Annotated in this window: 22 protein-coding genes; 17 read left to right on the forward strand and 5 right to left on the reverse strand. The window is 66.9% G+C overall.

From position 1 onward, the window contains the following. Window positions 1-12: 12 nt before the first annotated feature. Both JQT59_RS19495 and JQT59_RS19500 read right to left on the reverse strand, forming a co-directional pair. Entirely contained in the window at window positions 13-603 is a 591-nt protein-coding gene (locus tag JQT59_RS19495) for a DUF3515 domain-containing protein (protein ID WP_213571645.1), read from the reverse strand. Window positions 604-605: 2 nt separating this feature from the next. Next, window positions 606-836, reverse strand: coding sequence for an Lrp/AsnC ligand binding domain-containing protein (locus tag JQT59_RS19500; RefSeq protein ID WP_109331007.1), 231 nt, complete (start codon window positions 834-836; stop codon window positions 606-608). Window positions 837-1095: 259 nt separating this feature from the next. Between JQT59_RS19500 and JQT59_RS19505 the strand changes: the two genes are divergently transcribed. The 3 genes from JQT59_RS19505 to JQT59_RS19515 are packed head-to-tail and all read left to right on the forward strand — an operon-like array spanning window position 1096 to window position 3212. Further along, the gene (locus tag JQT59_RS19505; RefSeq protein WP_397517973.1) at window positions 1096-2007 is read left to right on the forward strand and encodes a thiamine-phosphate kinase; all 912 of its coding nucleotides are present in this window, start codon (window positions 1096-1098) and stop codon (window positions 2005-2007) included. 9 nt (window positions 2008-2016) lie between these two features. Beyond that, window positions 2017-2538, forward strand: coding sequence for a gamma carbonic anhydrase family protein (locus tag JQT59_RS19510; RefSeq protein WP_109331003.1), 522 nt, complete (start codon window positions 2017-2019; stop codon window positions 2536-2538). Beyond that, window positions 2535-3212, forward strand: a complete 678-nt coding sequence (locus tag JQT59_RS19515) for a uracil-DNA glycosylase (RefSeq protein WP_213577891.1) — start codon at window positions 2535-2537, stop codon at window positions 3210-3212. The genes JQT59_RS19510 and JQT59_RS19515 overlap by 4 nt, the downstream gene beginning before the upstream one ends. Window positions 3213-3215: 3 nt before the next feature. Here JQT59_RS19515 and JQT59_RS19520 read toward each other — a convergent pair whose 3' ends face one another. Together JQT59_RS19520 and rpmB are read right to left on the reverse strand one after the other, a co-directional pair. Further along, window positions 3216-4016 (reverse strand): enoyl-CoA hydratase/isomerase family protein, encoded by an 801-nt coding sequence (locus tag JQT59_RS19520; protein ID WP_213571646.1) that lies wholly within the window; start codon window positions 4014-4016, stop codon window positions 3216-3218. Between the two features lie 122 nt (window positions 4017-4138). Next, window positions 4139-4330, reverse strand: coding sequence for a 50S ribosomal protein L28 (gene rpmB / locus JQT59_RS19525; protein WP_109330998.1), 192 nt, complete (start codon window positions 4328-4330; stop codon window positions 4139-4141). 235 nt (window positions 4331-4565) lie between these two features. Between rpmB and JQT59_RS19530 the strand changes: the two genes are divergently transcribed. The 10 genes from JQT59_RS19530 (at window position 4566) to mutM (ending at window position 16581) form a co-directional block, all read left to right on the forward strand. Beyond that, the gene (locus JQT59_RS19530; protein ID WP_213577893.1) at window positions 4566-6257 is read left to right on the forward strand and encodes a DAK2 domain-containing protein; all 1692 of its coding nucleotides are present in this window, start codon (window positions 4566-4568) and stop codon (window positions 6255-6257) included. 8 nt (window positions 6258-6265) lie between these two features. Further along, window positions 6266-8524: an ATP-dependent DNA helicase RecG gene (recG, locus tag JQT59_RS19535; protein WP_213571647.1), complete on the forward strand. Its 2259-nt coding sequence runs from the start codon at window positions 6266-6268 to the stop codon at window positions 8522-8524. Between the two features lie 176 nt (window positions 8525-8700). Further along, entirely contained in the window at window positions 8701-12105 is a 3405-nt protein-coding gene (locus JQT59_RS19540; RefSeq protein ID WP_213571648.1) for a pyruvate carboxylase, read from the forward strand. Between the two features lie 10 nt (window positions 12106-12115). Further along, complete coding sequence (gene rsmD / locus JQT59_RS19545; RefSeq protein WP_213571649.1) at window positions 12116-12682, forward strand: 16S rRNA (guanine(966)-N(2))-methyltransferase RsmD; 567 nt, start codon at window positions 12116-12118, stop codon at window positions 12680-12682. Continuing rightward, window positions 12679-13170, forward strand: coding sequence for a pantetheine-phosphate adenylyltransferase (gene coaD, locus JQT59_RS19550; RefSeq protein ID WP_213571650.1), 492 nt, complete (start codon window positions 12679-12681; stop codon window positions 13168-13170). Before rsmD ends, coaD begins: the two co-directional genes overlap by 4 nt. A 108-nt stretch (window positions 13171-13278) precedes the next feature. Then, on the forward strand, window positions 13279-14052 hold the full coding sequence (locus JQT59_RS19555; RefSeq protein WP_109335185.1) for a DivIVA domain-containing protein: 774 nt from the start codon (window positions 13279-13281) through the stop codon (window positions 14050-14052). Window positions 14053-14135: 83 nt separating this feature from the next. Further along, window positions 14136-14747, forward strand: coding sequence for a YceD family protein (locus JQT59_RS19560; RefSeq protein ID WP_284707201.1), 612 nt, complete (start codon window positions 14136-14138; stop codon window positions 14745-14747). Window positions 14748-14749: 2 nt separating this feature from the next. Further along, on the forward strand, window positions 14750-14932 hold the full coding sequence (gene rpmF, locus JQT59_RS19565) for a 50S ribosomal protein L32 (protein WP_109330985.1): 183 nt from the start codon (window positions 14750-14752) through the stop codon (window positions 14930-14932). A 19-nt stretch (window positions 14933-14951) separates the two neighbouring features. Beyond that, the gene (rnc, locus tag JQT59_RS19570; RefSeq protein WP_159926122.1) at window positions 14952-15710 is read left to right on the forward strand and encodes a ribonuclease III; all 759 of its coding nucleotides are present in this window, start codon (window positions 14952-14954) and stop codon (window positions 15708-15710) included. Further along, the gene (gene mutM, locus JQT59_RS19575) at window positions 15703-16581 is read left to right on the forward strand and encodes a bifunctional DNA-formamidopyrimidine glycosylase/DNA-(apurinic or apyrimidinic site) lyase (protein ID WP_159926124.1); all 879 of its coding nucleotides are present in this window, start codon (window positions 15703-15705) and stop codon (window positions 16579-16581) included. The genes rnc and mutM overlap by 8 nt, the downstream gene beginning before the upstream one ends. On the opposite strand, the gene JQT59_RS19580 is transcribed toward mutM, so the two are convergent. Beyond that, window positions 16523-17194: a pyridoxamine 5'-phosphate oxidase family protein gene (locus JQT59_RS19580; protein WP_213571651.1), complete on the reverse strand. Its 672-nt coding sequence runs from the start codon at window positions 17192-17194 to the stop codon at window positions 16523-16525. The genes mutM and JQT59_RS19580 overlap by 59 nt on opposite strands. A 167-nt stretch (window positions 17195-17361) precedes the next feature. Between JQT59_RS19580 and JQT59_RS19585 the strand changes: the two genes are divergently transcribed. The 4 genes from JQT59_RS19585 to smc are packed head-to-tail and all read left to right on the forward strand — an operon-like array spanning window position 17362 to window position 22636. After that, window positions 17362-17802 carry an OsmC family protein gene (locus JQT59_RS19585; RefSeq protein WP_109330977.1) on the forward strand — a complete coding sequence of 147 codons (441 nt, stop codon included), beginning with the start codon at window positions 17362-17364 and terminating at the stop codon, window positions 17800-17802. Next, on the forward strand, window positions 17802-18731 hold the full coding sequence (locus JQT59_RS19590) for an NHL repeat-containing protein (RefSeq protein WP_213577895.1): 930 nt from the start codon (window positions 17802-17804) through the stop codon (window positions 18729-18731). The genes JQT59_RS19585 and JQT59_RS19590 overlap by 1 nt, the downstream gene beginning before the upstream one ends. 1 nt (window position 18732) lies before the next feature. Beyond that, window positions 18733-19008, forward strand: a complete 276-nt coding sequence (locus JQT59_RS19595) for an acylphosphatase (RefSeq protein WP_109330975.1) — start codon at window positions 18733-18735, stop codon at window positions 19006-19008. A gap of 22 nt (window positions 19009-19030) precedes the next feature. After that, window positions 19031-22636, forward strand: a complete 3606-nt coding sequence (gene smc / locus JQT59_RS19600) for a chromosome segregation protein SMC (RefSeq protein WP_213571652.1) — start codon at window positions 19031-19033, stop codon at window positions 22634-22636. Window positions 22637-22684 lie beyond the last annotated feature (48 nt).

Genomic DNA, 22684 nt, shown 5'->3' on the forward strand with positions numbered 1-22684 from the left:
GCTCGCTGTGGTTCACGGATTGGGGACGGGTGCGGGGTCCAGCGGCTTCTGTGGCAGAACCTTCGACACCGCATCCGACATTTCCTGCAGCGGCGTCGGCCCGACGCCCCGGGGAACGGTAAGCCCTACGTAGATCCCGCGGTCCACGGCGAACCAGCTGCTCGCGTCGATTCCTGCGCTCTCCCCGGAGATCTCGAACCACTGCACCCCGTTGATCACCTGCAATGACGACGCCTGGTCGAACTCTGCGGGACGGTCGAGGCCGCATCGCAGAACGAGTGGTTCACCCTCGGCCGGTTGCCACGCCGCGGTCGCCGCGGGTGCCGGTGGAGTGAGTTCGGCTCGCGTGTACTCGCCCAATGCGTCCGGGAGACCGGCCATCAACGCCGTGCACTCCGCGGAGGCAGCCGCGGGAGCGGGCACCGGACCCAGCGACACGGGGGATTTCGCAGGGTTGCGCCCGGCAATGACCGCGGCGACGACGATGCCGATCACCAACGCGACCGGAAGCGCCACCGCAGTGGCGATGAGAGCAGGATTACGCCGCTCGACGGGTTCGGTATCGGTAGCTGCGTCGGTCGGGCGCGATTCGTGTTCGGGCATGCTCAGATCGTCTTCGGCTTCTCGGGAATGTCGCAGGTGAGGGTGCGGGTGATACCGGGGACCCGGCGGATCTCCTGCGTCACCGGCGCGATGTCGTCGGCGCTGACCCGCGCGATCACGTCATACGGCCCGATCACGTCCTGCGCTGATTGCACCCCGGTGATCTGCGCGATCTGCGCCGCAATGGCCGAAGCTCGTCCGACCTCGGTTTGGATCAGGATGAACGCTTGCACTCTCGCTCCGGCCCTTCCCTGCTCCGCCCCGCATGGATCTCGGTAGAGTCGCGGGTGCTTCGGCGCGCTGATCGGTCACGTGCCGGAGAGTCCCGGCAACAGCTAAAAGGTACCGCAGTCGCACATTCCGTCGACCGGCCACACTGGCGCTGCGCCGGGTGATCCGACACAACGGCGCTCGTGGAGGCACACCATCACACCAACGGATACCCCGGGTTCCCCCGTTCCCCGCACCGTCGCGGATGTCGGGGAGTTCGCCGTGATCGACCGCGCCGTGGAGGGTCGCGTCCAGCCGCCCACCACACTTCTCGGCCCCGGCGACGATGCCGCGCTCGTCCGGGCAGGAGACGGCCGCGTCGTCGTGTCCACCGACATGCTGGTGCAAGGCAGGCACTTCCGGCTCGACTGGTCGTCTCCGCGTGAGGTCGGGCGCAAGGCGGTGGCCCAGAACGCGGCCGATGTCGCGGCGATGGGGGCGCGGCCCACCGCGTTTCTCGTGTCGCTCGGTCTGCCGCCGGATACCCCGGTGGAGGTGGCGGACGGTATCTCCGCGGGAATCTGGGATTCTGCCGAGGAACTCGGTGCCGGCGTGGTCGGCGGCGATCTGGTTCAGGCGGATTCCGTCGTGATCTCTGTCACGGTGCTCGGTGACCTCGCTGGGCAGCGCGCCGTCCTTCGCTCGGGCGCCCAGGCGGGCGACGTCGTCGCTGTCGCAGGCACGCTGGGTGCATCCGCCTGTGGTCTGGCCCTCTTCCTCGCGGAATCGACTCGGTTTCCCGGACTTCTCGCCGCCCACCGCGTACCGCACCCACCGTATGCAGCGGCGTGGACCGCCGCCGAGGCGGGCGCACACTCGATGACCGACATCTCCGACGGGCTACTCGCCGATCTCGGGCACATCGGCGCCGCGTCGGGAGTCGGGATGGCGCTCGCGCGGGACGACATCGCCGTGTCGCCGGACCTGGTGTCCGCAGCTGCGATCCTGGGGACCGACTACTGGGAGTGGGTACTGACCGGGGGAGAAGACCACGGTTTCGCCGCCACCTTCCCCTCCGGCGTGCCGCTACCCGAGGGCTGGCTTCGCATCGGAACGGTCCATGACGGGACGGGCATCACGGTCGACGGCCGGCGGTGGCCGGGGGCCTCCGGCTGGCAGAGTTTCTCGGTATAGGTTGCACCCATGGCTATCTACGCACTCGGCGAGCAGGAACCGGACATTTCCCCGGACGCTTACGTCCACCCCGACGCGGTAGTGATCGGGAACGTCACGCTCGCGGCGGGCGCATCGGTGTGGCCGCAGGCCGTGCTCCGCGCCGACTACGGCACCATCTCCATTGGTGCCGGGACCAACATCCAGGACGGCACCGTCATCCATTGCACGCCGATCGACCCCACCGTCATCGGGTCCGGATGCGTCGTCGGACACGCGGCACACATCGAGGGTTCCACGATCGGGGATAATTGCCTCATCGCGTCGGGTTCGGTGGTGTTGAACGGTTCGGTGATCGGGGCCGGTTCCGTGGTCGGGGCGGGCGCTGTCATTCCGTTCAAGTTCGAGGTGCCGCCGAGACGGATGGCACTCGGCGTGCCCGCCAAGATCCGAGAAGGCTACGAGGTTCCCGAGGGGCACGTGGAAATGAACGTGAAGATGTACTCGGCCAACGCGGCGTACTACCGCGACGCCCTGCGCAGGCTCGACTGATGGCTGCGCCGCTATCCGATCTGGTGGAGGCCGGCTGGGCCGAGGCTCTCGCTCCGGTAGCCGATCGCATCACCGAGATGGGTGCATTCCTCCGCGCGGAAATTGCCGAGGGCAGGGAGTATCTTCCGTCCGGCGACAACGTGCTGCGCGCGTTCACGCACCCCTTCGCCGAAGTGAAGGTGCTGATCGTCGGTCAGGACCCGTATCCAACTCCCGGGCACGCCGTGGGGCTCAGCTTCTCGGTGGCGCCCGACGTGCGACCCGTTCCCCGCAGTCTCGGCAACATCTTCGCCGAGTACAGCAAGGACCTCGGTTTTCCGACGCCGTCCACGGGAGATCTGACACCGTGGTCTCGTCAGGGTGTGTTGCTCTTGAACAGGGTCCTGACCGTCCAGCCGGGACTTCCGGCCTCCCATCGGCGGAAGGGGTGGGAAGCTGTCACGGAACAGGCAATTCGCGCGTTGGTGGAGCGAACCGAACCCCTCGTCGCCATTCTCTGGGGCCGGGACGCGTCCACCTTGAAGCCGATGCTCGCAGACGTGCCGACGATCGAGAGCGCTCACCCTTCACCGCTGTCCGCCTCACGAGGATTCTTCGGTTCACGTCCGTTCAGCAGAGCGAACGAACTGCTGGACAGCCTCGGCGCCGAACCTGTGAATTGGGAACTGCCCTAGCGTTTACGCCCGCACTTCCTTGATCGATGCGAAGTCTGCGCGTCTCTTCTCGACGAACGCATCGACGCCTTCACGTCCGATCGGGCTGTCCGCTGCGACGGCGATCGAGGCGGCCTCCGCATCGAGTTGCTCTGCCAGAGTGCGTGTGGTCGATGCGGAGAGCAGGGTCTTGATCCCGGAGTACGAGGAGGTCGGGCCCGCAGCCAGGGTTCGCGCGAGTCGAAGCGCCTCGTCCTGCACCACGTCGTCACCGACCAAGCGGCTCAGAATTCCGAGGCGTACGGCCTCGTCGCCGCTGAGAACCGCATCGGTCAGCAGGATTTCGCGAGCACGGGTGATGCCGACGATCCGCGGAAGAGTCCACGACATACCGCCGTCCGGCGTGTAACCGATCGAGGGGTACGCCGGCCGCATCTTGGTGCCGGGCCCGCCGATCGCGACATCGGCGAGGCAGGCGAGGCTCATTCCCGCGCCTGCAGCCCACCCGTGCACACCGGCGATCACCGGAACGGTCACCGCGTCGAGAGCGCGCACGAAGGCGTGGAAGACGCGCGCGATCTCGGCGACGTACTCGCTGCGCACGGGTGCGGCGGCGAAGGCGCGGACATTACCGCCGGCACAGAAGTTCGGCCCCTCGCCGACGAGGAGAACGCTACCGATCCGATCGCCCACGGCCTCGAGGGCACGTGTGCCCTGATCGAGGCCTTCGCCGTCCAGCGATGTGCCGTTGTCGGCGGTCGAAATCGTGATGCGGAGCACGCCCTCGTCGAGCTGTACTTTGCTGAGTCCATCGAGAGAAGTCACGGTTGCACCCTACGTGGCGCCCGACCCGGCATCACCAGGACCCGATGTGCTGCATCGATGCGACATGACGAAGCCCCCGGCACCGAGGTGTCGGGGGCTTCGGAACACACGCAGCGTCGGGGTCAGCCCCGAGCAACCTTTCCAGCCTTCAGGCAGGACGTGCAGACGTTGAGCTTCCGGGTGTTTCCGGGGGCAACTTCGGCACGAACAGTCTGAATGTTCGGGTTCCAGCGACGATTGGTACGCCGGTGCGAGTGCGAGACCGACTTACCGAAGCCGGGCCCCTTGGCGCATACGTCGCAGACGGCAGCCATAGTCGCGAACTCCTTCAAGATAGTGAACTGTGAAATTTAACTGGCCCCACGTAGGCAGGCCGCAGTGATCGCGGCCCTTACGAGGCAACCGTGCAAGAGTAGCCGCTCGAGTGCTGATTGGCCAAACTCGGCCGGATGACCGAGCACGTCAGACTCGATCGGCGTCCCGCGACTAGTCTGACGGCACCTTCGATTGAACCCGTGAGAGAGGATGCCAGTGGTTCCTGAGCACCCGATGGACGGCCGAGTCCTGACGTCGTGGGCGAGGACGGCGGTCGCGGGACTCGAGGCACGGTGCGAGGAGATCAACAGTCTCAACGTGTTCCCGATTCCGGACGCCGACACGGGAACCAATCTGCTGTTCACCATGCGGGCTGCCCTCGAGGCAATCGACAAGTATGCCGGGAACGACGGCCACCAAACGGACGTCCGTCAAGTGGCCATCGCGCTGGCCCGCGGCGCGGTGGCGGGTGCACGGGGCAACTCGGGAGTCATCCTGTCCCAAGTGTTGCGCGGCGTCGCCGAGGCAGCGGTCACCGGCGTCGTCGACACCAGGACCGTCCGGACCGGACTGTTGATGGCCACCAACCTGGTGACCGACGCGGTCAGTTACCTGGTGGAAGGAACGATCGTCACGGTCCTGCGTTGCGCTGCGGACGCGGCAGCGGAATTCCCGGACGATGCGCCTGTCGCCGACACAGCGCGCTCCGCGGCAGATGCCGCGGCCGCCGCACTTGCCCGCACGCCCGGCCAGCTCGACGCGCTCGGGACCGCCGGTGTGGTCGACGCCGGCGGGCTGGGGCTCGTCGTCATTCTCGATGCCTTCGTCGCGGCGGTCACCGGTGAGCGGCCCGTCCGCGCCCCGATCGCGCTGCGAGTGCCGCGCCGCCTGCCGTCCCCGGATTCAGGCACGGAGTTGTCGGACGTCGAGTTGCCGGACGCCGGCGACGACCTAGCGCATCGTGGCCACCACTCCGCCTGTGAGAGCTCACATCAGGATTTCGAGGTCATGTATCTGGTGGCCGACACAGACGAAGCCCGGATGGCAGAACTGCGGAACGCACTCGACGAGCTGGGGGATTCCACGGTAATCGTCGGTGACGGCGACGGGGGATGGTCGGTGCACGTGCACTGTGCGGACGCCGGGGCGGCTGTGGAGGCCGGTCTCGATGCCGGACGCGTACACAGGATTCGCGTCAGCAGTTTTCTCGTCGACGCGCGCGAACAGGGCAGGCTCCTACCTCCCGTCCGCACTCGCCCCGATCAGGACGATCGGGGCATCGTCGCGGTCGTCGCAGGCGACGGCGCGGCCGACCTCTTCTCCGGGGAGGGTGCGACCGTGCTCCGATGCGACGCCGCCCCCGTCACCCGCGCGCAGCTGCTCGGCATCATCCGCCAGCTGGGACGCCGCGAGGTGCTGGTCCTTCCCAACGGGGCGCTGTCGGCTCAGGAACTCGTCGCGGTGAGTGCCGCAGCCCGCGATTCCCGGCACGAGGTGCTGCTCCTCGCAACCTCGTCCATGGTGCAGGGGCTGGCCTCCCTCGCAGTGCACGATCCGGAACGCGAAGCGGTCGACGACGCTTTCGCGATGTCCGAGGCCGCGGCCGCCACCCGGTGGGGTTCGTTGCGCATCGCGCGGGAGCGGGCCCTGACCTACGTGGGCACCTGCGAACCGGGAGACGGTATCGGTCTGATGGGGCACGAGGTGATCGTGATCGAACCGGACGCGGTCGCCGCCGGGAAGCGTCTGGTCGACGTCGTCCTCGGGGCAGGCGGCGAACTGGTCACGCTCCTGATGGGCGCGGAAGCACCGGCCGGGCTGGACACGGAACTGGCCGATCACATCTCCCAGCGGCATCCCGGCGTCGAGGTGATGATCTACCACGGCGGACAACCGGGAGATCTGTTGCAACTCGGGGTGGAATGAGGAATTCGATGGCCACACTCGCCGACAGGCTCGATCACCTGCTGGGGCGTAAGACCGCCGACGCGCTGGAGGCGGCGTTCGACATTCGCACCGTCGAGGACCTGTTGCGGCACTACCCGCATCGGTACGCCTCCCAGGGCCGTGAACTTGCCGAGAAGGATCCGCCGGAGGGCGAGCACATCACGATCATCGCGCGGGTGTCGTCGGCGGCAATCGTGAAGATGAAGAACCGTCCCGGCAGCATGCTGAAGGTGGTTCTCGCGACCGATACGCAGAACGTCGACGTCACCTTCTTCAGTCCGCAGAAGGTCAAGCACGTCATCAAACCCGGTGTGCGCGCGATGTTCTCCGGCACCGTGAAGTATTTCCGCAGCAAGTGGAGCCTCACTCATCCGAGTTACCTGATCCTCCCGGAGCCTCGTGAGGGCGGCGACGACCCGGTGGTGAACGTCGGGCGGATTCGCGGGGCGGGGGATCTCGCGGGTATCGCCCGGGCCGCCCAGGAGCCGGGCGCGGGCGTCGACATGTCCGTGTTCGACCGCGCCCTGATCCCGCTGTATCCGGCGACGCGGGAGGTGGAGAGCTGGACGATCATGAAGTGCGCGCGGCAGGTCCTCGACCAACTCGACCGGATCGACGACCCGCTCCCCGAACGGATCCGTCACGAGCGCAACCTCATCGGTCTGGACGAGGCGCTCCGCCTCGTCCACCTCCCCGACACTCGTGACGACATCGAGAATGCGCACGACCGGCTCCGCTTCGACGAGGCCGCGGCCCTGCAGTTGGTGCTCGCTCGACGCCGGCACGACAACGCCGAGCGGGTGGCGCCCGAGTGCCCGCCGGTACCGCGTGGAATCGCGGACGAGTTCGAGCGCAGACTTCCCTTCCAGCTGACCGACGGCCAGCACGCCGTGGCCGAGGAGATCTCCGCGGATCTGTCCCAGCCGCATCCGATGAGCAGGCTCCTGCAGGGTGAGGTGGGGTCCGGTAAGACCATCGTTGCCCTGCGCGCCATGCTGCAGGTTGTCGATGCGGGGTATCAGTGCGCCTTGCTCGCCCCCACCGAAGTGCTCGCGACTCAGCATGCGCGTTCGCTGCGGGCACTGCTGGGCTCACTGGCGACGGCGGGCGAACTCGGCGCGGACGAGAAGGCGACCCGCGTAGCGCTGCTGACCGGGTCGATGCCGGTCGCTGCGAAACGAGCCGCGCTACTCGAGGTGGTGACCGGCGACGCAGGCATCGTCATCGGCACGCACGCCCTCATTCAGGACAACGTCGAGTTCTTCAACCTCGGCATGGTGGTGGTCGACGAACAGCATCGGTTCGGCGTCGAACAGCGCGACCGGCTCCGGTCGCGGGCGCGCGAAGGCCTGAGCCCGCATCTGCTGGTCATGACGGCGACACCCATACCCCGCACGATCGCGATGACGGTGCTCGGTGACCTCGACGTATCCACCTTGCGCCAGCTTCCGAAGGGTCGTTCGCCGATCAAGAGCAGTGTGGTACCGGCGTCCCAGAAACCGCAGTGGGTCGCACGCGCGTGGGAACGGATCCGCGAGGACGTGGCCGAGGGACGGCAGGCATACGTCGTCTGCTCGCGCATCGGTGACGGTGAGAAGGGCGACGGCGAGGACACTGTCGACGACAAGCAGCCCGACACCAAGTCGGCCGTGGAGGTCTTCGAGGAACTGGGCGGCACCGTCCTGCCCGACCTCCGCGTCGGTCTGCTGCACGGCAGGCTGCCCACGGACGAGAAGGACGCCGTGATGCGCGACTTCACGGCCGGCGACATCGACGTCCTCGTCTGCACCACGGTGGTCGAGGTGGGCGTCGACGTCCCGAACGCCACGATCATGGTGATCCTGGATGCCGACCGCTTCGGGGTCAGCCAGCTCCATCAGCTCCGCGGCCGGGTCGGCCGGGGTGCCCACCAGGGGCTGTGCATTCTCGTCACGGAGATGAATCCGGGTGCGCCTGCCTTTGGGCGCCTGCAGAACGTGGCTTCCACCAACGACGGCTTCGAACTCGCGCAACTCGACCTCGCGACCCGGCGGGAGGGTGACATTCTCGGGGCAGCGCAATCGGGTACCACCTCGACGCTGCGGTTGCTCTCACTTCTCGGCCACGAGGACGTGATCGCCGCGGCTGCCGAGTTCGCCCGGTCGGTGACTGCCGACGATCCGCGCCTGGAAAACCACCCGGGTCTTTCTGCGATGGTCACTTCGGCTCTCGATGCGGACCGGATCGAATTTCTCGAGAAAACGTGAGAAGTCGACGATCGACGTGAAGCAGTTACTTCCGGTCACGTAATTCTTCGCTGCTCTGTTTCGGGCCCATTGCAGAATTCGCACACGTCAGGGGCCGCTTTGTGAAGATTGCGGACGATCCTGCATAATGGGATACCGTTTCTCCGCCGCCGGAGTTGGCGGGGTAGTTTGCTCCAATGTTCTCCAAAGTCCTGGTCGCCAACCGTGGCGAAATTGCGATCCGCGCTTTCCGTGCCGCCTACGAACTAGGTGCTGGAACTGTTGCGGTGTTTCCGTACGAGGATCGGAACTCGATCCACCGTCTGAAGGCCGATGAGAGTTATCAGATCGGTCAGGAGGGGCACCCGGTTCGGGCGTACCTCTCGGTCGAGGAAATCGTCGCCGCCGCGAAGCAGGCAGGTGCCGACGCGGTCTATCCCGGGTACGGGTTCCTCTCCGAGAATCCGGATCTGGCTGCTGCGTGCGCGGAGGCGGGCATCACCTTTGTGGGCCCGTCCGCGGAGGTCCTCGAGCTGACCGGTAACAAGGCCCGTGCGATCGCGGCGGCGAAGGCGGCCGGCCTGCCGGTGCTGGCGTCGTCGGAGCCGTCGGCGGATGTTGACGAGTTGCTCGCGGCGGCGGAGTCGATGCAGTTCCCGATCTTCGTGAAGGCGGTCGCCGGCGGCGGTGGCCGCGGCATGCGCCGGGTGGCCGAGCGGTCCCAGTTGCGGGAATCGATCGAGGCGGCCGCGCGGGAGGCGGAGTCCGCGTTCGGCGATCCGACGGTGTTCCTCGAGCAGGCGGTCATCGATCCGCGTCACATCGAGGTCCAGATCCTGGCCGACGGTCAGGGCAACGTCATCCACCTGTTCGAGCGGGATTGTTCGCTGCAGCGCCGTCACCAGAAGGTGATCGAGCTGGCGCCGGCCCCGAACCTGCCGGACGAGGTGCGGGCGAGGATTTGCGCGGACGCGGTGGCGTTCGCGAAGGAGATCAATTATTCCTGCGCGGGCACTGTCGAGTTCCTCCTCGATACCCGCGGCAATCATGTGTTCATCGAGATGAACCCACGGATCCAGGTCGAGCACACGGTGACCGAGGAGGTCACGGACGTCGACCTGGTGCAGTCGCAGTTGCGAATCGCCTCGGGGGAGACCCTCGCCGATCTGGGCCTGAGTCAGGACAAGATCACGTTGCGTGGTGCGGCGCTGCAGTGCCGGATCACCACCGAGGACCCGGCCAACGGGTTCCGCCCGGATACCGGTCGGATCACCGGCTACCGCACCCCGGGCGGTGCCGGTATCCGCCTCGACGGCGGTACGTCGGTCGGGGCCGAGGTTTCGGCGTATTTCGATTCGATGCTCGTCAAGCTCACCTGCCGCGGCCGCGACTTCGACACCGCCGTCGCCCGGGCGCGCCGGGCAGTCACGGAGTTCCGCATCCGCGGGGTCTCGACGAACATTCCGTTCCTGCAGGCGGTTCTCGACGACCCCGATTTCAAGGCGGGCCGAGTCACCACCTCGTTCATCGAGGAACGCCCCCAGCTGCTCACGCTGCGCAGCTCCGCCGACCGCGGCACCAAGATCCTCACCTACCTCGCCGACGTGACGGTGAACAAGCCGCACGGGGAACGGCCGTCCGCGGTGTACCCGCGTGACAAGCTGCCCCAGATCGACCTGTCCACCCCGCCGCCGGACGGCAGCCGCCAGAAGCTGCTCGCCCTGGGGCCGGAGGGATTCGCCAGGGCGTTGCGGGAGCAGAAGGCCCTCGCCGTCACCGAGACCACGTTCCGCGACGCCCACCAGTCGCTGCTCGCGACCCGGGTGCGGACCAGCGGTCTGCTCGACGTCGCCGGGCACGTGGCCCGGATGACTCCCGAACTGCTCTCGATCGAGGCGTGGGGAGGCGCGACGTACGACGTGGCACTGCGGTTCCTGCACGAGGACCCCTGGTACCGGCTGTCGGCGCTGCGGGAGGCCGTACCGAACATCTGCCTGCAGATGCTGCTGCGCGGACGTAACACCGTCGGCTACACCCCGTACCCGGAGAAGGTGACGCGGGCGTTCGTGGACGAGGCCGCGGCCACCGGTATCGACATCTTCCGCATCTTCGATGCCCTCAACAATGTCGACCAGATGCGGCCGGCCATCGACGCCGTCCGCGAGACCGGTACCGCGCTCGCCGAGGTCGCCCTGTCCTACACCGGCGACTTGTCGAACCCGAACGAGAAGCTCTACACCCTCGACTACTACCTCCGCCTGGCCGAGGAGATCGTCGAGGCCGGAGCGCACATCATCGCGATCAAGGACATGGCCGGGCTGCTCCGCGCCCCGGCCGCGACCACCCTGGTCACGGCGCTGCGCCAGAACTTCGACCTGCCGGTGCACGTGCATACCCACGACACCCCCGGTGGCCAGCTCGCCACCTATCTGGCCGCCTGGCAGGCGGGCGCGGACGCCGTGGACGGCGCCTCCGCGGCGATGGCCGGCACCACCAGCCAGCCGGCGTTGTCGGCGATCGTGGCGGCGGCCGCGCACTCGGAGCACGACACCGGGCTCGACCTGCAAGCGGTGTGCGACCTCGAGCCGTACTGGGAGGCGCTGCGCAAGGTGTACAAGCCGTTCGAGTCCGGGCTGCCGGCCCCGACCGGCCGCGTCTACACCCACGAGATCCCCGGTGGGCAGTTGTCGAATCTGCGTACCCAGGCCGTCGCCCTGGGTCTCGGCGACCGTTTCGAGGACGTCGAAGCCAACTACGCCGCCGCCGACCGCATGCTCGGACGCCTGGTCAAGGTGACGCCGTCGTCGAAGGTGGTCGGCGACCTCGCCCTGCACCTCGTCGGATCCGGTGCCTCCACCGACGAGTTCGCGGAAAACCCCGCCCGCTTCGACATTCCGGATTCGGTCATCGGGTTCCTGCGCGGCGAGCTGGGCACCCCGCCCGGCGGCTGGCCCGAACCGTTCCGTACACGGGCTCTCGAGGGCCGCGGGCCGGCCAAACCCGAAGTCGCCCTGTCGGTGGAGGACGAGAAGGCGCTGTCCGGTACCTCCGCCGAACGCCGAGCGACGCTCAACCGGTTGCTTTTCCCCGGTCCAACCAAGGAATTCCTCGAGCACCGCGACAAGTACGGCGACACCTCCCAGCTGTCGGCCAACCAGTTCTTCTACGGCCTTCGGAGCGGCGACGAGCATCGGGTGCGGCTCGCCCCGGGTGTCGAGCTGATCATCGGTCTCGAGGCGATCTCCGAGCCCGACGAGCGCGGCTACCGCACCGTCATGTGCATTCTCAACGGCCAGTTGCGTCCGGTGTCGGTGCGTGACCGCTCCATCGCCAGCGAAATCCCCGCCACGGAGAAGGCCGACAAGAGCAATCCCGGCCACGTCGCCGCCCCGTTCGCCGGCGTCGTCACTCTCGCCGTCACCGAGGGGCAGCACATCGAGGCCGGCGATACTCTCGCCACCATCGAGGCGATGAAGATGGAAGCGGCCATCACCGCACCTCGCGGCGGAACCGTTACCCGCCTGGCCATCGGCTCCGTCCAGCAAGTCGAGGGCGGCGACCTCCTCGCCGTCGTCTCGACGAAGGAGTCCGCAAGCGAGTGACGGACGTTCGATGACCCGCATCATCGCGGGGCTCGCGGGCGGCCGACGCCTGCGGGTCCCGCCGAGCGGGACCCGGCCCACCTCGGACCGGGTCCGTGAGGCGTTGTTCAGTGCCCTGCACAGCCGGATGGATCTCGAGGGCGCCTCGGTTCTCGACCTGTACGCAGGTTCGGGGGCCCTGGGGCTCGAGGCGCTCTCGCGGGGCGCTGATCGTGTCCTGCTCGTCGAATCGGATGCGAAAGCTGCGGGGGTCATCTCGCAGAATGTGAGTGCGGTGGGATTGCCGGGTGCAGCGGTGCGGACGGCTCCGGTGTCCGCGGTGCTGGCCGGCACCGCCGATCGCGTGTACGACCTGGTTCTCGCGGATCCGCCGTATGCGGTGGATGACGGCGCGGTGCAGACGGTTCTGAGTGATTTGCGGGGGCACGGCTGGGTGGCCGACGGGTCGATCGTGGTCCTGGAGCGCTCGTCGCGGTCACCGGAGACGTCGTGGCCGGAGGGCTATGCGCCCGTCAAGGCGAAGAAGTACGGCGAGGCTCGGATCGAGCTGGCGACCTGCTACGGTCTGGACTCATGACTGGCGCTGTCTGCCCCGGATCCTTCGACCCTGTGACCAATGGTCATCTCGACGTAATCGGCAGAGCTGCCGCGCAGTTCGACGAGGTCATCGTCACGGTGATGATCAACAAGAGCAAGCGTGGCCTCTTCACGGTAGAAGAGCGGATCGAGATGCTCGAGGATTCCATCAGTGCACTGCCGAACGTGCGAGTCAGTTCCTGGCACGGCCTGCTCGTGGATTACGCAAAGCAGCAAGGGATCACAGCGATCGTCAAGGGTCTACGTGGCGCCAACGACTTCGACTACGAACTGCAGATGGCGCAGATGAACCAGAAACTCACTGGCGTCGACACGTTGTTCATTCCCACCAACCCTGCCTACAGCTACCTCTCCAGCTCACTGGTCAAGGAAGTGGCCACCTTCGGCGGCGACGTCACGGGAATGCTGCCCGAGAAAGTGCACGCCCGTCTGCTGACGAGGATCGCCGAGCGGGCCGCCGAGAGCTGATACCCGACACACCGGCCGTCACGGCACACCACTGGCGTCCCCATCCGGCAGACTTGCACGAAGAAGGCTGCGCCGACCTGCTGAGGTCATGAAAGATTGGGGTTGCTCGTGTACCGGGTTTTCGAGGCGCTCGACGAACTTGTCGCGATTGTCGAAGAGGCACGCGGTGTGCCCATGACCGCAGGCTGTGTGGTCCCACGCGGCGATGTTCTCGAATTACTCGACGATGTGCGCGATGCCATTCCCGGTGAACTCGACGACGCCCAGGACGTGCTGGACCACCGCGACAAGCTGGTCGGTGACGCCAGGTCCAACGCTGAAAAGACAGTCGCCAGCGCCAACGCCGAAGCTACGTCGACGATCGAGAATGCACGGGACGACGCCGATCGCATTCTCGCGGACGCAAAAGCTCAGGCCGACAGGATGGTCGCGGAGGCGCGTGCGCACGCCGAACAGCTGGTCGCCGACGCAGAGGCAGAATCCGAGGCGACCATCGCCGAGGGCCAGCGCGAGTACGACACTCTCACCACCCGCGCCCGGTCCGAGGCCGATCGCATGATCGAGGCAGGGAAGGCGTCGTACGAGCGCTCCGTCGCCGAAGGCACCGCCGAGCAGGAACGCCTGGTATCCCAGACCGAGGTGGTGCAGCAGGCGCATGCCGAATCCGCCCGGGTGATCGACGCCGCACACGCCGAATCCGACCGGCTCCGGTCCGACTGTGACCTGTATGTCGACACGAAACTCGCCGAGTTCGAGGAGTTCCTGTCCGGCACTATTCGCTCCGTCGGACGGGGACGCCAGCAGCTGCGGACGGGTTCGGGCGTGCCCGACTACGCTTCCGACTACGACGCAGACGACCGGCGGGCCGAGCGCCGCCGCTGACCGGCATTTGGATCATCTACGCCGATTGCGTATCGTGGAGTGGTTGCCCAAAGTCGTTCTCCTCATCTCGAAAGTGAAGTGTCTTGTCAACCCATCGCCGCAGCTCATCGCGTTCCCGTAGGGACGCGGATTTCGTGCTGGACACGGTCAAACTAGGCCGTCGTCCTGGTTCGATGCGCACTGTCGAACGGGTGGTGACGGCGCCGCGGCGCATCGGACTCGACATGATTGCGATCGAGGAGGGATCGGAGATTGATCTCGATCTCCGCCTGGAAGCCGTGTCCGAGGGCGTCCTGGTCACCGGTTCCGTCAGCGCCGACACCGTCGGCGAGTGCTCGAGATGCCTCGAGCCGTTCAGCGGATCTGTCGATCTCAGCCTCACCGAGCTGTTCGCCTACCCGGACAGCGCCACCGAGGAGACCACGGACGAGGATGAGATCTATCGCGTCGAGGACGACGAGATCGACCTCGAGCCCGTCATCATCGACGCGGTCGGACTCGCGCTTCCTCTGCAGCCGCTCTGCAGCGACGACTGCCAAGGACTGTGCCCAGAATGTGGCGTTCGCCTGGCGATTGCCGAATCTGGCCATGGGCATGACATACTTGATCCTCGCTGGGCTGGTCTTGCAGCCAAATTTGGCGTGGAATCAGATCCCAGCAAGAATCTTGTGAACAACGAAGCCGAGGAGAAGTAGAAGTGGCTGTCCCCAAGCGCAGAATGTCGCGATCCAACACGAGGTCGCGTCGCAGCCAGTGGAAGACCACTGTGCCCACCCTCGTTACCTGCCCCAACCGTGGCTGCGGCGAGAAGACGCTGCCCCACATCGCGTGCCCGTCCTGCGGCACATACAAGGGCCGCCAGGTCACTGCCGCCGTCTAGTTCGCCACGGAGAGGCGTCGTGACGAGCGACATCAGTAATACACCCGCCGGCGGCGAGGAGGATCATGCTTCCCTCCTCGCCGCTCTCGGCGTAGAAATCGAACCTTCGCTGCTCACGTTGGCGTTGACCCACCGCTCGTATGCCTACGAGAACGGTGGCCTTCCCACCAACGAGCGACTCGAGTTCCTCGGCGACTCCGTGCTCGGAGTCACCATCACCGAGCAGCTGTACCTTGCGCATCCGCAGAAGTCCGAGGGCGACCTCGCGAAGATCCGGGCGAGCATCGTCAACATGCATGCGCTCGCCGAGGTGGCTCGTGCACTCGGTGACGGCGGGCTGGGAGCGCATCTGCTCCTCGGCAAGGGCGAGGAGATGACCGGCGGGCGCGACAAGCCGAGCATCCTGGCGGACGGCATGGAGTCGATACTCGGGGCGATCCATCTGCAGCACGGGATCGAGACAGCGCGTCGAGTGGTACTCGACCTGTTCAGCGACCTACTCCAACGCGCTCCGCGTCTCGGCGCAGGGCTCGACTGGAAGACGAGCCTGCAGGAACTCACAGCGGAACGTGGTGTCGGTGTGCCCTCATACGAGATCACCGCAACGGGACCGGACCACGACAAGGAATTCACCGCCACCGTCGTGGTGGGCGGCAAGGCGTTCGGTGTCGGAATCGGCAGATCCAAGAAGGAAGCCGAGCAGAAGGCCGCGAGTACCGCGTGGAACGCTCTGTCCGACGGTGGTCCGGACGTAGCAGCCGACGACGTCAGTGCCTGAACTACCCGAGGTCGAGGTAGTTCGCCGCGGACTCGAACGGCACATTGTCGGAGCTTCGATCGATTCGGTCGACGTCCTCCACCCCCGTGCGATCCGGCGGCATCTTCTGGGCGCAGCGGATCTCGCCGGCCAGCTCACCGGCGAGCGAATTGCGCGAGCTGACCGCCGCGGAAAGTACTTGTGGCTGGTCCTCGAGCCCAGTGCCGTCGCGCTCGTGGTCCACCTGGGGATGAGCGGGCAGATGCTCGTGCAGCCACCCGAGGCCGTCACCGAGAAACATCTGCGCATTCGGGCGCGGCTCGATTCCGGGCTCGATTTGCGGTTCGTGGATCAGCGCACCTTCGGCGGATGGGCGCTCGCGCCTCTGGTCGATGTCGACGGCTCGCTCGTCCCCGATTCGGTTGCGCACATCGCCCGGGATCCACTGGACACGAGATTCGACTCTGCGGCGACCGTTACGGTGATGCGCCGCAAGCACACCGAGATCAAACGTGCTCTTCTCGACCAGACGGTGGTGTCGGGAATCGGGAACATCTACGCCGACGAGGCCCTGTGGCGCGCGCAGATCCACGGGACCCGCCTCACCGATCGATTGACTGCTGCGACCCTCCGCCAGCTGCTCGGGGCCGCTCGAGAAGTCATGCGCGAAGCCCTGGATCAGGGCGGCACGTCCTTCGATGCCTTGTACGTGAACGTGAACGGCGAGTCCGGTTACTTCGATCGATCGCTGTCCGCATACGGGCAGGAGGATCGTCCCTGCCCGCGGTGCGGCACTGCAATTCGTCGTGAGAAGTTCATGAATCGCTCGTCGTTCAGCTGCCCGAGGTGCCAGCCTGCGCCGCGGCGAAGTCCGCCGAAACGCCCTGCCTGAGCTCTTCATCGTGTCGCAGAGTCGATTTGGCCTCGAAATAGTCGCCGCCCTTGCGCTTGACGTCGTCCGTGCCCCACTCCCGGTGGTGCGGTACGGGTGCCATCCGGGGAATGTGCTTGCGGCAGTGGATATACGCCTCCTCCACGTCCACGACGACCCATCGCTCGGGCACCCGTCCCTTGGTGTGATCTGCTGGTAGATCCGAGATCTCGGAACGCAGGTCCGCGTCTTCCACGATCCGGGCGGAACCGTTGACGTGCAAGCCGATCAGGTCATGGACGAAGTCCACGAGGATGATTCCCACGTGTGGGTTTTCCCGGATGTTGCCGAGACTCGCCATCACTCCGTTGCCACGATATTCCGGATACGCCACCGTCTTCGGATCGATGACGTGCATGAAACCGGGTGCGCCGGCGCGCAAGCTGTTGTCACATTCGCCGGATGCGTCGGCGGTAGCGACGAACGCGAGTTCCTGGCGGCCGACGAAATCGATCATCGTCGGATTGAGGTGGTCGAGCACCTGGTCAGAGTAGAATTTCACGGCGCGATCCTCGGTGCCGTACTCGACTTGAAGGGTTCGCTCACCCGCGCTACCGATCTGGCCCATCTGCATTGCCCCGCTTACGTGTCGGTGTCATTGGTCGGTTCACCCTACGGTGCACCGATCGACCGTGCCGTGCTTCGGTGCCTGCAAATCCACAGCCCGCCTTACGACTGCCCGTCGGGAGGATGGACGCCCACGGTGCAGGTCCGTCGGCCCCGAGTGGCAGGATTGTGCGCATGGCAGAACAGACTTCCGACACGCCGGCCACGACCTCGTTGTGGGTCGAGCGAACGGGCACCCGCCGCTACACGGGACGCAGCTCACGCGGCGCCGAGGTCCTGATCGGCTCGGAGGGCGTCGAAGGTGTATTCACTCCGGGTGAATTGCTGAAGATCGCGCTCGCGGCGTGCAGTGGGATGAGTTCTGATTTCCCTCTCTCTCGACGGCTGGGTGACAACTACGACGCCACGATCCGGGTGTCGGGTGCGGCCGACCGGGAGAACGAGGTGTACCCGCAGTTGGACGAGGTCCTCGAACTGGACCTGAGCGAGCTCGACGCTGCCGCGCAGGAGCGTCTCGTCGCGCTGGTGGAGCGCTCGATCGACAAGGTATGCACCGTGGGCCGGACTCTGAAGACGGGAACGAAAGTCACACTGACCATCGAAAGCGACGCATGATGCGGCGTGAGCTGACCGCCCTCGCCGGAGGGCTGGTATTGAGCGCCGGCCTTCTCGTGGCCGCGCCCGCTGCTGCCGGACCGGCGTTCGCGCCGCCGGTCGGAGTGTGCACGCCCTGGTCGGTGTCCGAAGTGGTCTCCGGCGCGGGCATCCTCGAGAACCTCGCATTCGACGGGGCGGGAACGATGCTGGTGTCCCGGACCGGTCTCGTCGGCGGCGGCGCCCTGGACGGTGTGGAGCCGGACGGAACGGTCCGCTCGATCGTGCCCGATGTCGACGCGCCGGGCGGAATCGCGATGCATGGCTCCGACGCCTACTTCGCCACCGGAAATTCGTTCTCCGCAGGAGTTGCCGGGACGGAAAGTGGAACGATAGACGTCGTGAATCTCGACACCGGGGATACGCACACGGTGGCCAAGGGACTCGTCATGCCGAACGGGCTGGTGCGGCTCGGGAACGGCGACCTCCTCACCGCGCGGAATCTGGGGTCGGGCGCAGGAGTGACCCGTGTTCCGGCCGCGGATCCACACACACCCGAAGTGGTGCGTACCGACCTGGGAACCGTCGACGGCCTCGCTGCCCACGACGGGAACATCTACACGGTGACGACGTTCGATACGGCCACCACGTTGCGCATTCTGCGAGAGGACGACCTGACCGGCCCGGTGGTGTCGATACCGTTGCCAGGGGCCGGTCCGCTCAATGCCGCTGACGATCTCACCGTAGGACCGGACGGCATCGTGTACGTCGCGTACAACGGCGGCGGCAAGGTGGTGCGCGTCGATCCGGCGACCGGGGAGAGTTGCGCACTCGCGTCCGGGCTCCCGCTGGTGTCGTCGGTGCGGTTCGGCGCCGGGCCGGGCTGGAACGCGGACGCGCTGTACGTGACGAGTTTCACCGGAACCATTTACCGACTGGAACGGCCGTGACATGACGACGGAACGACTGACAGCGTGGGTTCACGGGTACGTGCAGGGCGTGGGCTTCCGGTGGTGGACGCGCGCGCGGGCGCTGGAACTCGGTCTCGTCGGTTATGCGGCCAACCAGGCGGACGGCCGGGTGCTGGTGATAGCCGAGGGCCCGCGCGACAAGCTGGACGCGCTGCTCGCACTCCTGCGTTCGGGCAACACACCGGGCACCGTGGACCTGGTGGTCGAGCAATGGGATTCCGCTCGCGGAGACGTCACCGGGTTCGTCGAACGGTGAACCGAAGGTAAAGTCGTCCGTCATGCATCTGAAGAGTCTGACGCTGAAGGGATTCAAATCCTTTGCGTCCGCAACGACTCTGCGATTCGAACCCGGTATCACGTGCGTCGTGGGACCCAATGGATCGGGTAAGTCCAACGTGGTCGATGCCCTCACCTGGGTGATGGGGGAGCAGGGCGCGAAGGCCCTGCGCGGCGGCAAGATGGAGGACGTCATCTTCGCGGGCACGGCGGGCAGGGCGCCGCTGGGCCGCGCCGAGGTCACGCTGACCATCGACAACTCGGACGGCGCACTCCCCATCGACTACTCCGAGGTCTCGATCACCCGTCGAATGTTCCGCGACGGTGCAGGCGAATACGAGATCAACGGCAGTTCCTGCCGGCTGATGGATGTGCAGGAATTGCTCAGCGACTCCGGCATCGGACGGGAAATGCACGTCATCGTCGGGCAGGGGCGTCTGGCGTCCATCCTCGAGTCGCGGCCCGAGGACCGGCGTGCGTTCATCGAAGAAGCAGCGGGAGTGCTCAAGCACCGCAAACGTAAAGAGAAGGCCGTCCGCAAGCTCGACTCCATGCAGGCCAACCTCGCCCGGCTCAACGATCTGACGGCCGAGTTGCGTCGACAGCTCAAGCCACTGGGGCGGCAGGCGGAGGTGGCTCGGCGCGCGCAGACCGTGCAAGCCGACCTTCGCGATGCCAAGCTGCGGCTCGCTGCCGATGACCTGGTGACCCGCCGGGCGGAGCTGGCGAATCAGGCGCAGGACGAGAAGAGAGCCCGTGAGCAGCACGATGCCGTCACCGAGGCACTCGACGGGGCCACTCTCGAGCTCGGCCGTCACGAGCAGGAGCTGTCGCGGCTGACGCCGGGCGCCGAGGCGGCAGCCCAGACGTGGTTTCGGTTGTCCGCCCTCGCTGAGCGCGTCAATGCCACCATTCGGATCGCGCGCGAACGGGCACGGCATCTCGATTCGGAGCCTTCGGCACATCGCGGTCAGGATCCCGACGAGATGGAGGCGCGTGCCGATCGGCTCGCCGCGGAGGAACAAGAACTGGCCGAGGCCGTCGAGATGGCGCGCGCGGCACTCGACGCGGCCAAGGAGCAGCTCGCCGCGGGGGAGGAGGCTGCCGCCGAAGCGGAACGCGCGCACATGGCCGCCGTCCGTGCCATCGCCGATCGCCGGGAGGGGCTTGCCCGGCTGTCGGGCCAGGTCGACACCCTGCGGACTCGCGCCGACTCGGTGGACGCCGAGGTGTCGCGGTTGACGATGGCGATCGAGGAAGCCAGGGCGCGCGGCGACGCCGCGCAAGCCGAGTTCGAAGTGGTCCAGGACGAGATCGGTGACCTCGACGCGGGGGAGGTCGGACTCGACTCCCACCACGAGCGAGCGGTCGAAGCGCTGCGCCTGGTCACCGAGCGTGTCACCGAACTGCAGAGCGCCGAACGCGCGGCAGGTCAGGAAGTGGCATCGCTTCGCGCCCGGATCGACGCCCTGTCGATGGGACTCGAACGCAAAGACGGGGCAGGCTGGCTCGTCGAGAATCGCCGCGATGACGGCATTGCGGGACCACTCGGCGGCCTCATCACCGTAGAGAAGGGGTACGAAGGCGCGGTCGCAGCGGCGTTGGGTCCGGCAGCCGATGCCGTCGTCGCCGACTCACTCGATGCGGCCCGCGCAGCGGTCGGCGCGCTGAAAGATACCGACAGCGGACGGGCCGCTCTGGTGATCGGAAGTGACCGGATTCCCTCGTCCGGTGCCTCGCTCGCCCTCGGCGCTCGTTGGGCGGCCGACGTCATCGAGTGCCCTGCCGAGCTCCGAACAGGCCTGTTCGCGCTCCTCGCCGGTGTAGTTGTGGTCGACTCGATCGACCACGCCGTCGAGATCGTCGACTCGGCACCGGAACTGCGCGCCGTCACCCGGGACGGAGACCTGCTCGGTGCCGGGTGGATCAGTGGCGGTTCGGACAGGCAGCCCAGCACTCTCGAGGTTCAGGCCGCGATCGACAACTCGGTGAGCGATCTGGCTCATGCCGAACGGCGTGCCGAGGAATTGTCCGCGGCGTTGTCGGGAGCGCTTGCCGAACAGGTCGCCCGACAGGAGAACGCCGAGCAGACCCTCGCCGCCCTCAACGAGTCCGACGCCGCGATGTCCGCCATCTACGAGCGGCTCGGCCGCCTCGGGCAGGCGGCTCGCGCGGCACATGCCGAATCCGATCGCCTCACCCGGCAGCGGGAGAAGGCGGAAAGCGGGCGCGAGGAGACCCTGGCGGCTCTCGCCGAACTCGAAGAGCGGCTGCGCCTGGCTGAGCAGGACGCCACGCCCGGCGGCGCCGAATCGGGTGGGTCCGACTCCACGAGCTACGAGCGCGAGATGGCGGCCGCTGCGCTCGCCGAAGTGCGCGCCGTCGAGGTGGAGGCCCGGCTCGCGGTTCGCACGGCCGAGGAGCGGGCGGAGTCGGTGCGCGGAAAGGCGGATTCGCTGCGCCGGGCAGCGCAGGTGGAACGCGACGCCCGGGCGCGTGCGGAACGTGCGATGAAGGCGCGGCAGAACGCTGCCGCTGTCGCGGCTGCGGTGGCCGAATCGGGACAGCGGGTGGCCGACCATCTCGGCGAGGTGGTCGCAGCGGCGATGGCGCACCGCGACGAACTCGCCCGGTCGCGCACCGAGCGGACCGAGCAGCTCGAGCAGGTCAAGGAGAAGGTCCGTCAGTTGACGGCACAGCTCGCTTCACTGACCGACGCCGTCCACCGCGACGAGGTGGCCCGCGCCCAGGCCGCGACGCGCATCGAGCAGCTCGAGGAATCGATCCTCGAACAGCACGGCATCGGGTTGGACGACCTGATCGCCGAATACGGGCCGGATGTGCCGTTGCCGCCCTCGCCGCTGGAGATGGAGGAGTACGAGCAGGCGAAGGAGCGGGGGGAGCAGGTCACGATGCCTGCGCCAATTCCCTACGACCGGGCTGCGCAGGAGCGTCGCGCGAAGCGTGCGGAGAAAGATCTGGCGACACTCGGCAAAGTCAACCCGCTGGCCCTCGAGGAGTTCGCGGCACTCGAGGAGCGGTACAACTTCCTGTCGACTCAGCTCGAAGACGTCAAGACGGCCCGCAAGGACCTGCTCGGTGTCGTCGCCGATGTGGACGCCCGGATCCTGCAGGTGTTCACCGAGGCGTACGCCGACGTCGAACGGGAGTTCGTGCAGGTGTTCGCGAAATTGTTCCCCGGTGGTGAAGGTCGGTTGGTGCTCACCGACCCGTCCGACATGCTCACCACCGGCATCGAGGTCGAGGCCCGTCCGCCCGGAAAGAAGGTCAAACGACTGTCGTTGCTGTCGGGTGGGGAGAAGTCACTGACCGCGGTCGCCATGCTGGTCGCGATCTTCCGGGCCCGGCCGTCACCCTTCTATGTGATGGACGAGGTCGAGGCCGCGCTGGACGACACCAACCTGCGTCGTCTCATCGGCTTGTTCGAGCAGCTGCGGGAGAAGTCGCAGCTGATCGTCATCACCCACCAGAAGCCGACGATGGAAGTTGCGGACGCTCTCTACGGTGTGAGCATGCGCGGTGACGGCATCACCACCGTCATCTCCCAGCGTCTGCGGGGTCAGGACATGGCAGCCGCCGGGACCTGATCTGGGGTTCGGTGGGAGCCCTCGCACGTGGGAAGGCACTGCGCGGGC

Source organism: Rhodococcus sp. USK13, assembly GCF_018343855.1.
GTDB classification, from domain to species: Bacteria; Actinomycetota; Actinomycetes; order Mycobacteriales; family Mycobacteriaceae; genus Rhodococcus_F; species Rhodococcus_F oxybenzonivorans.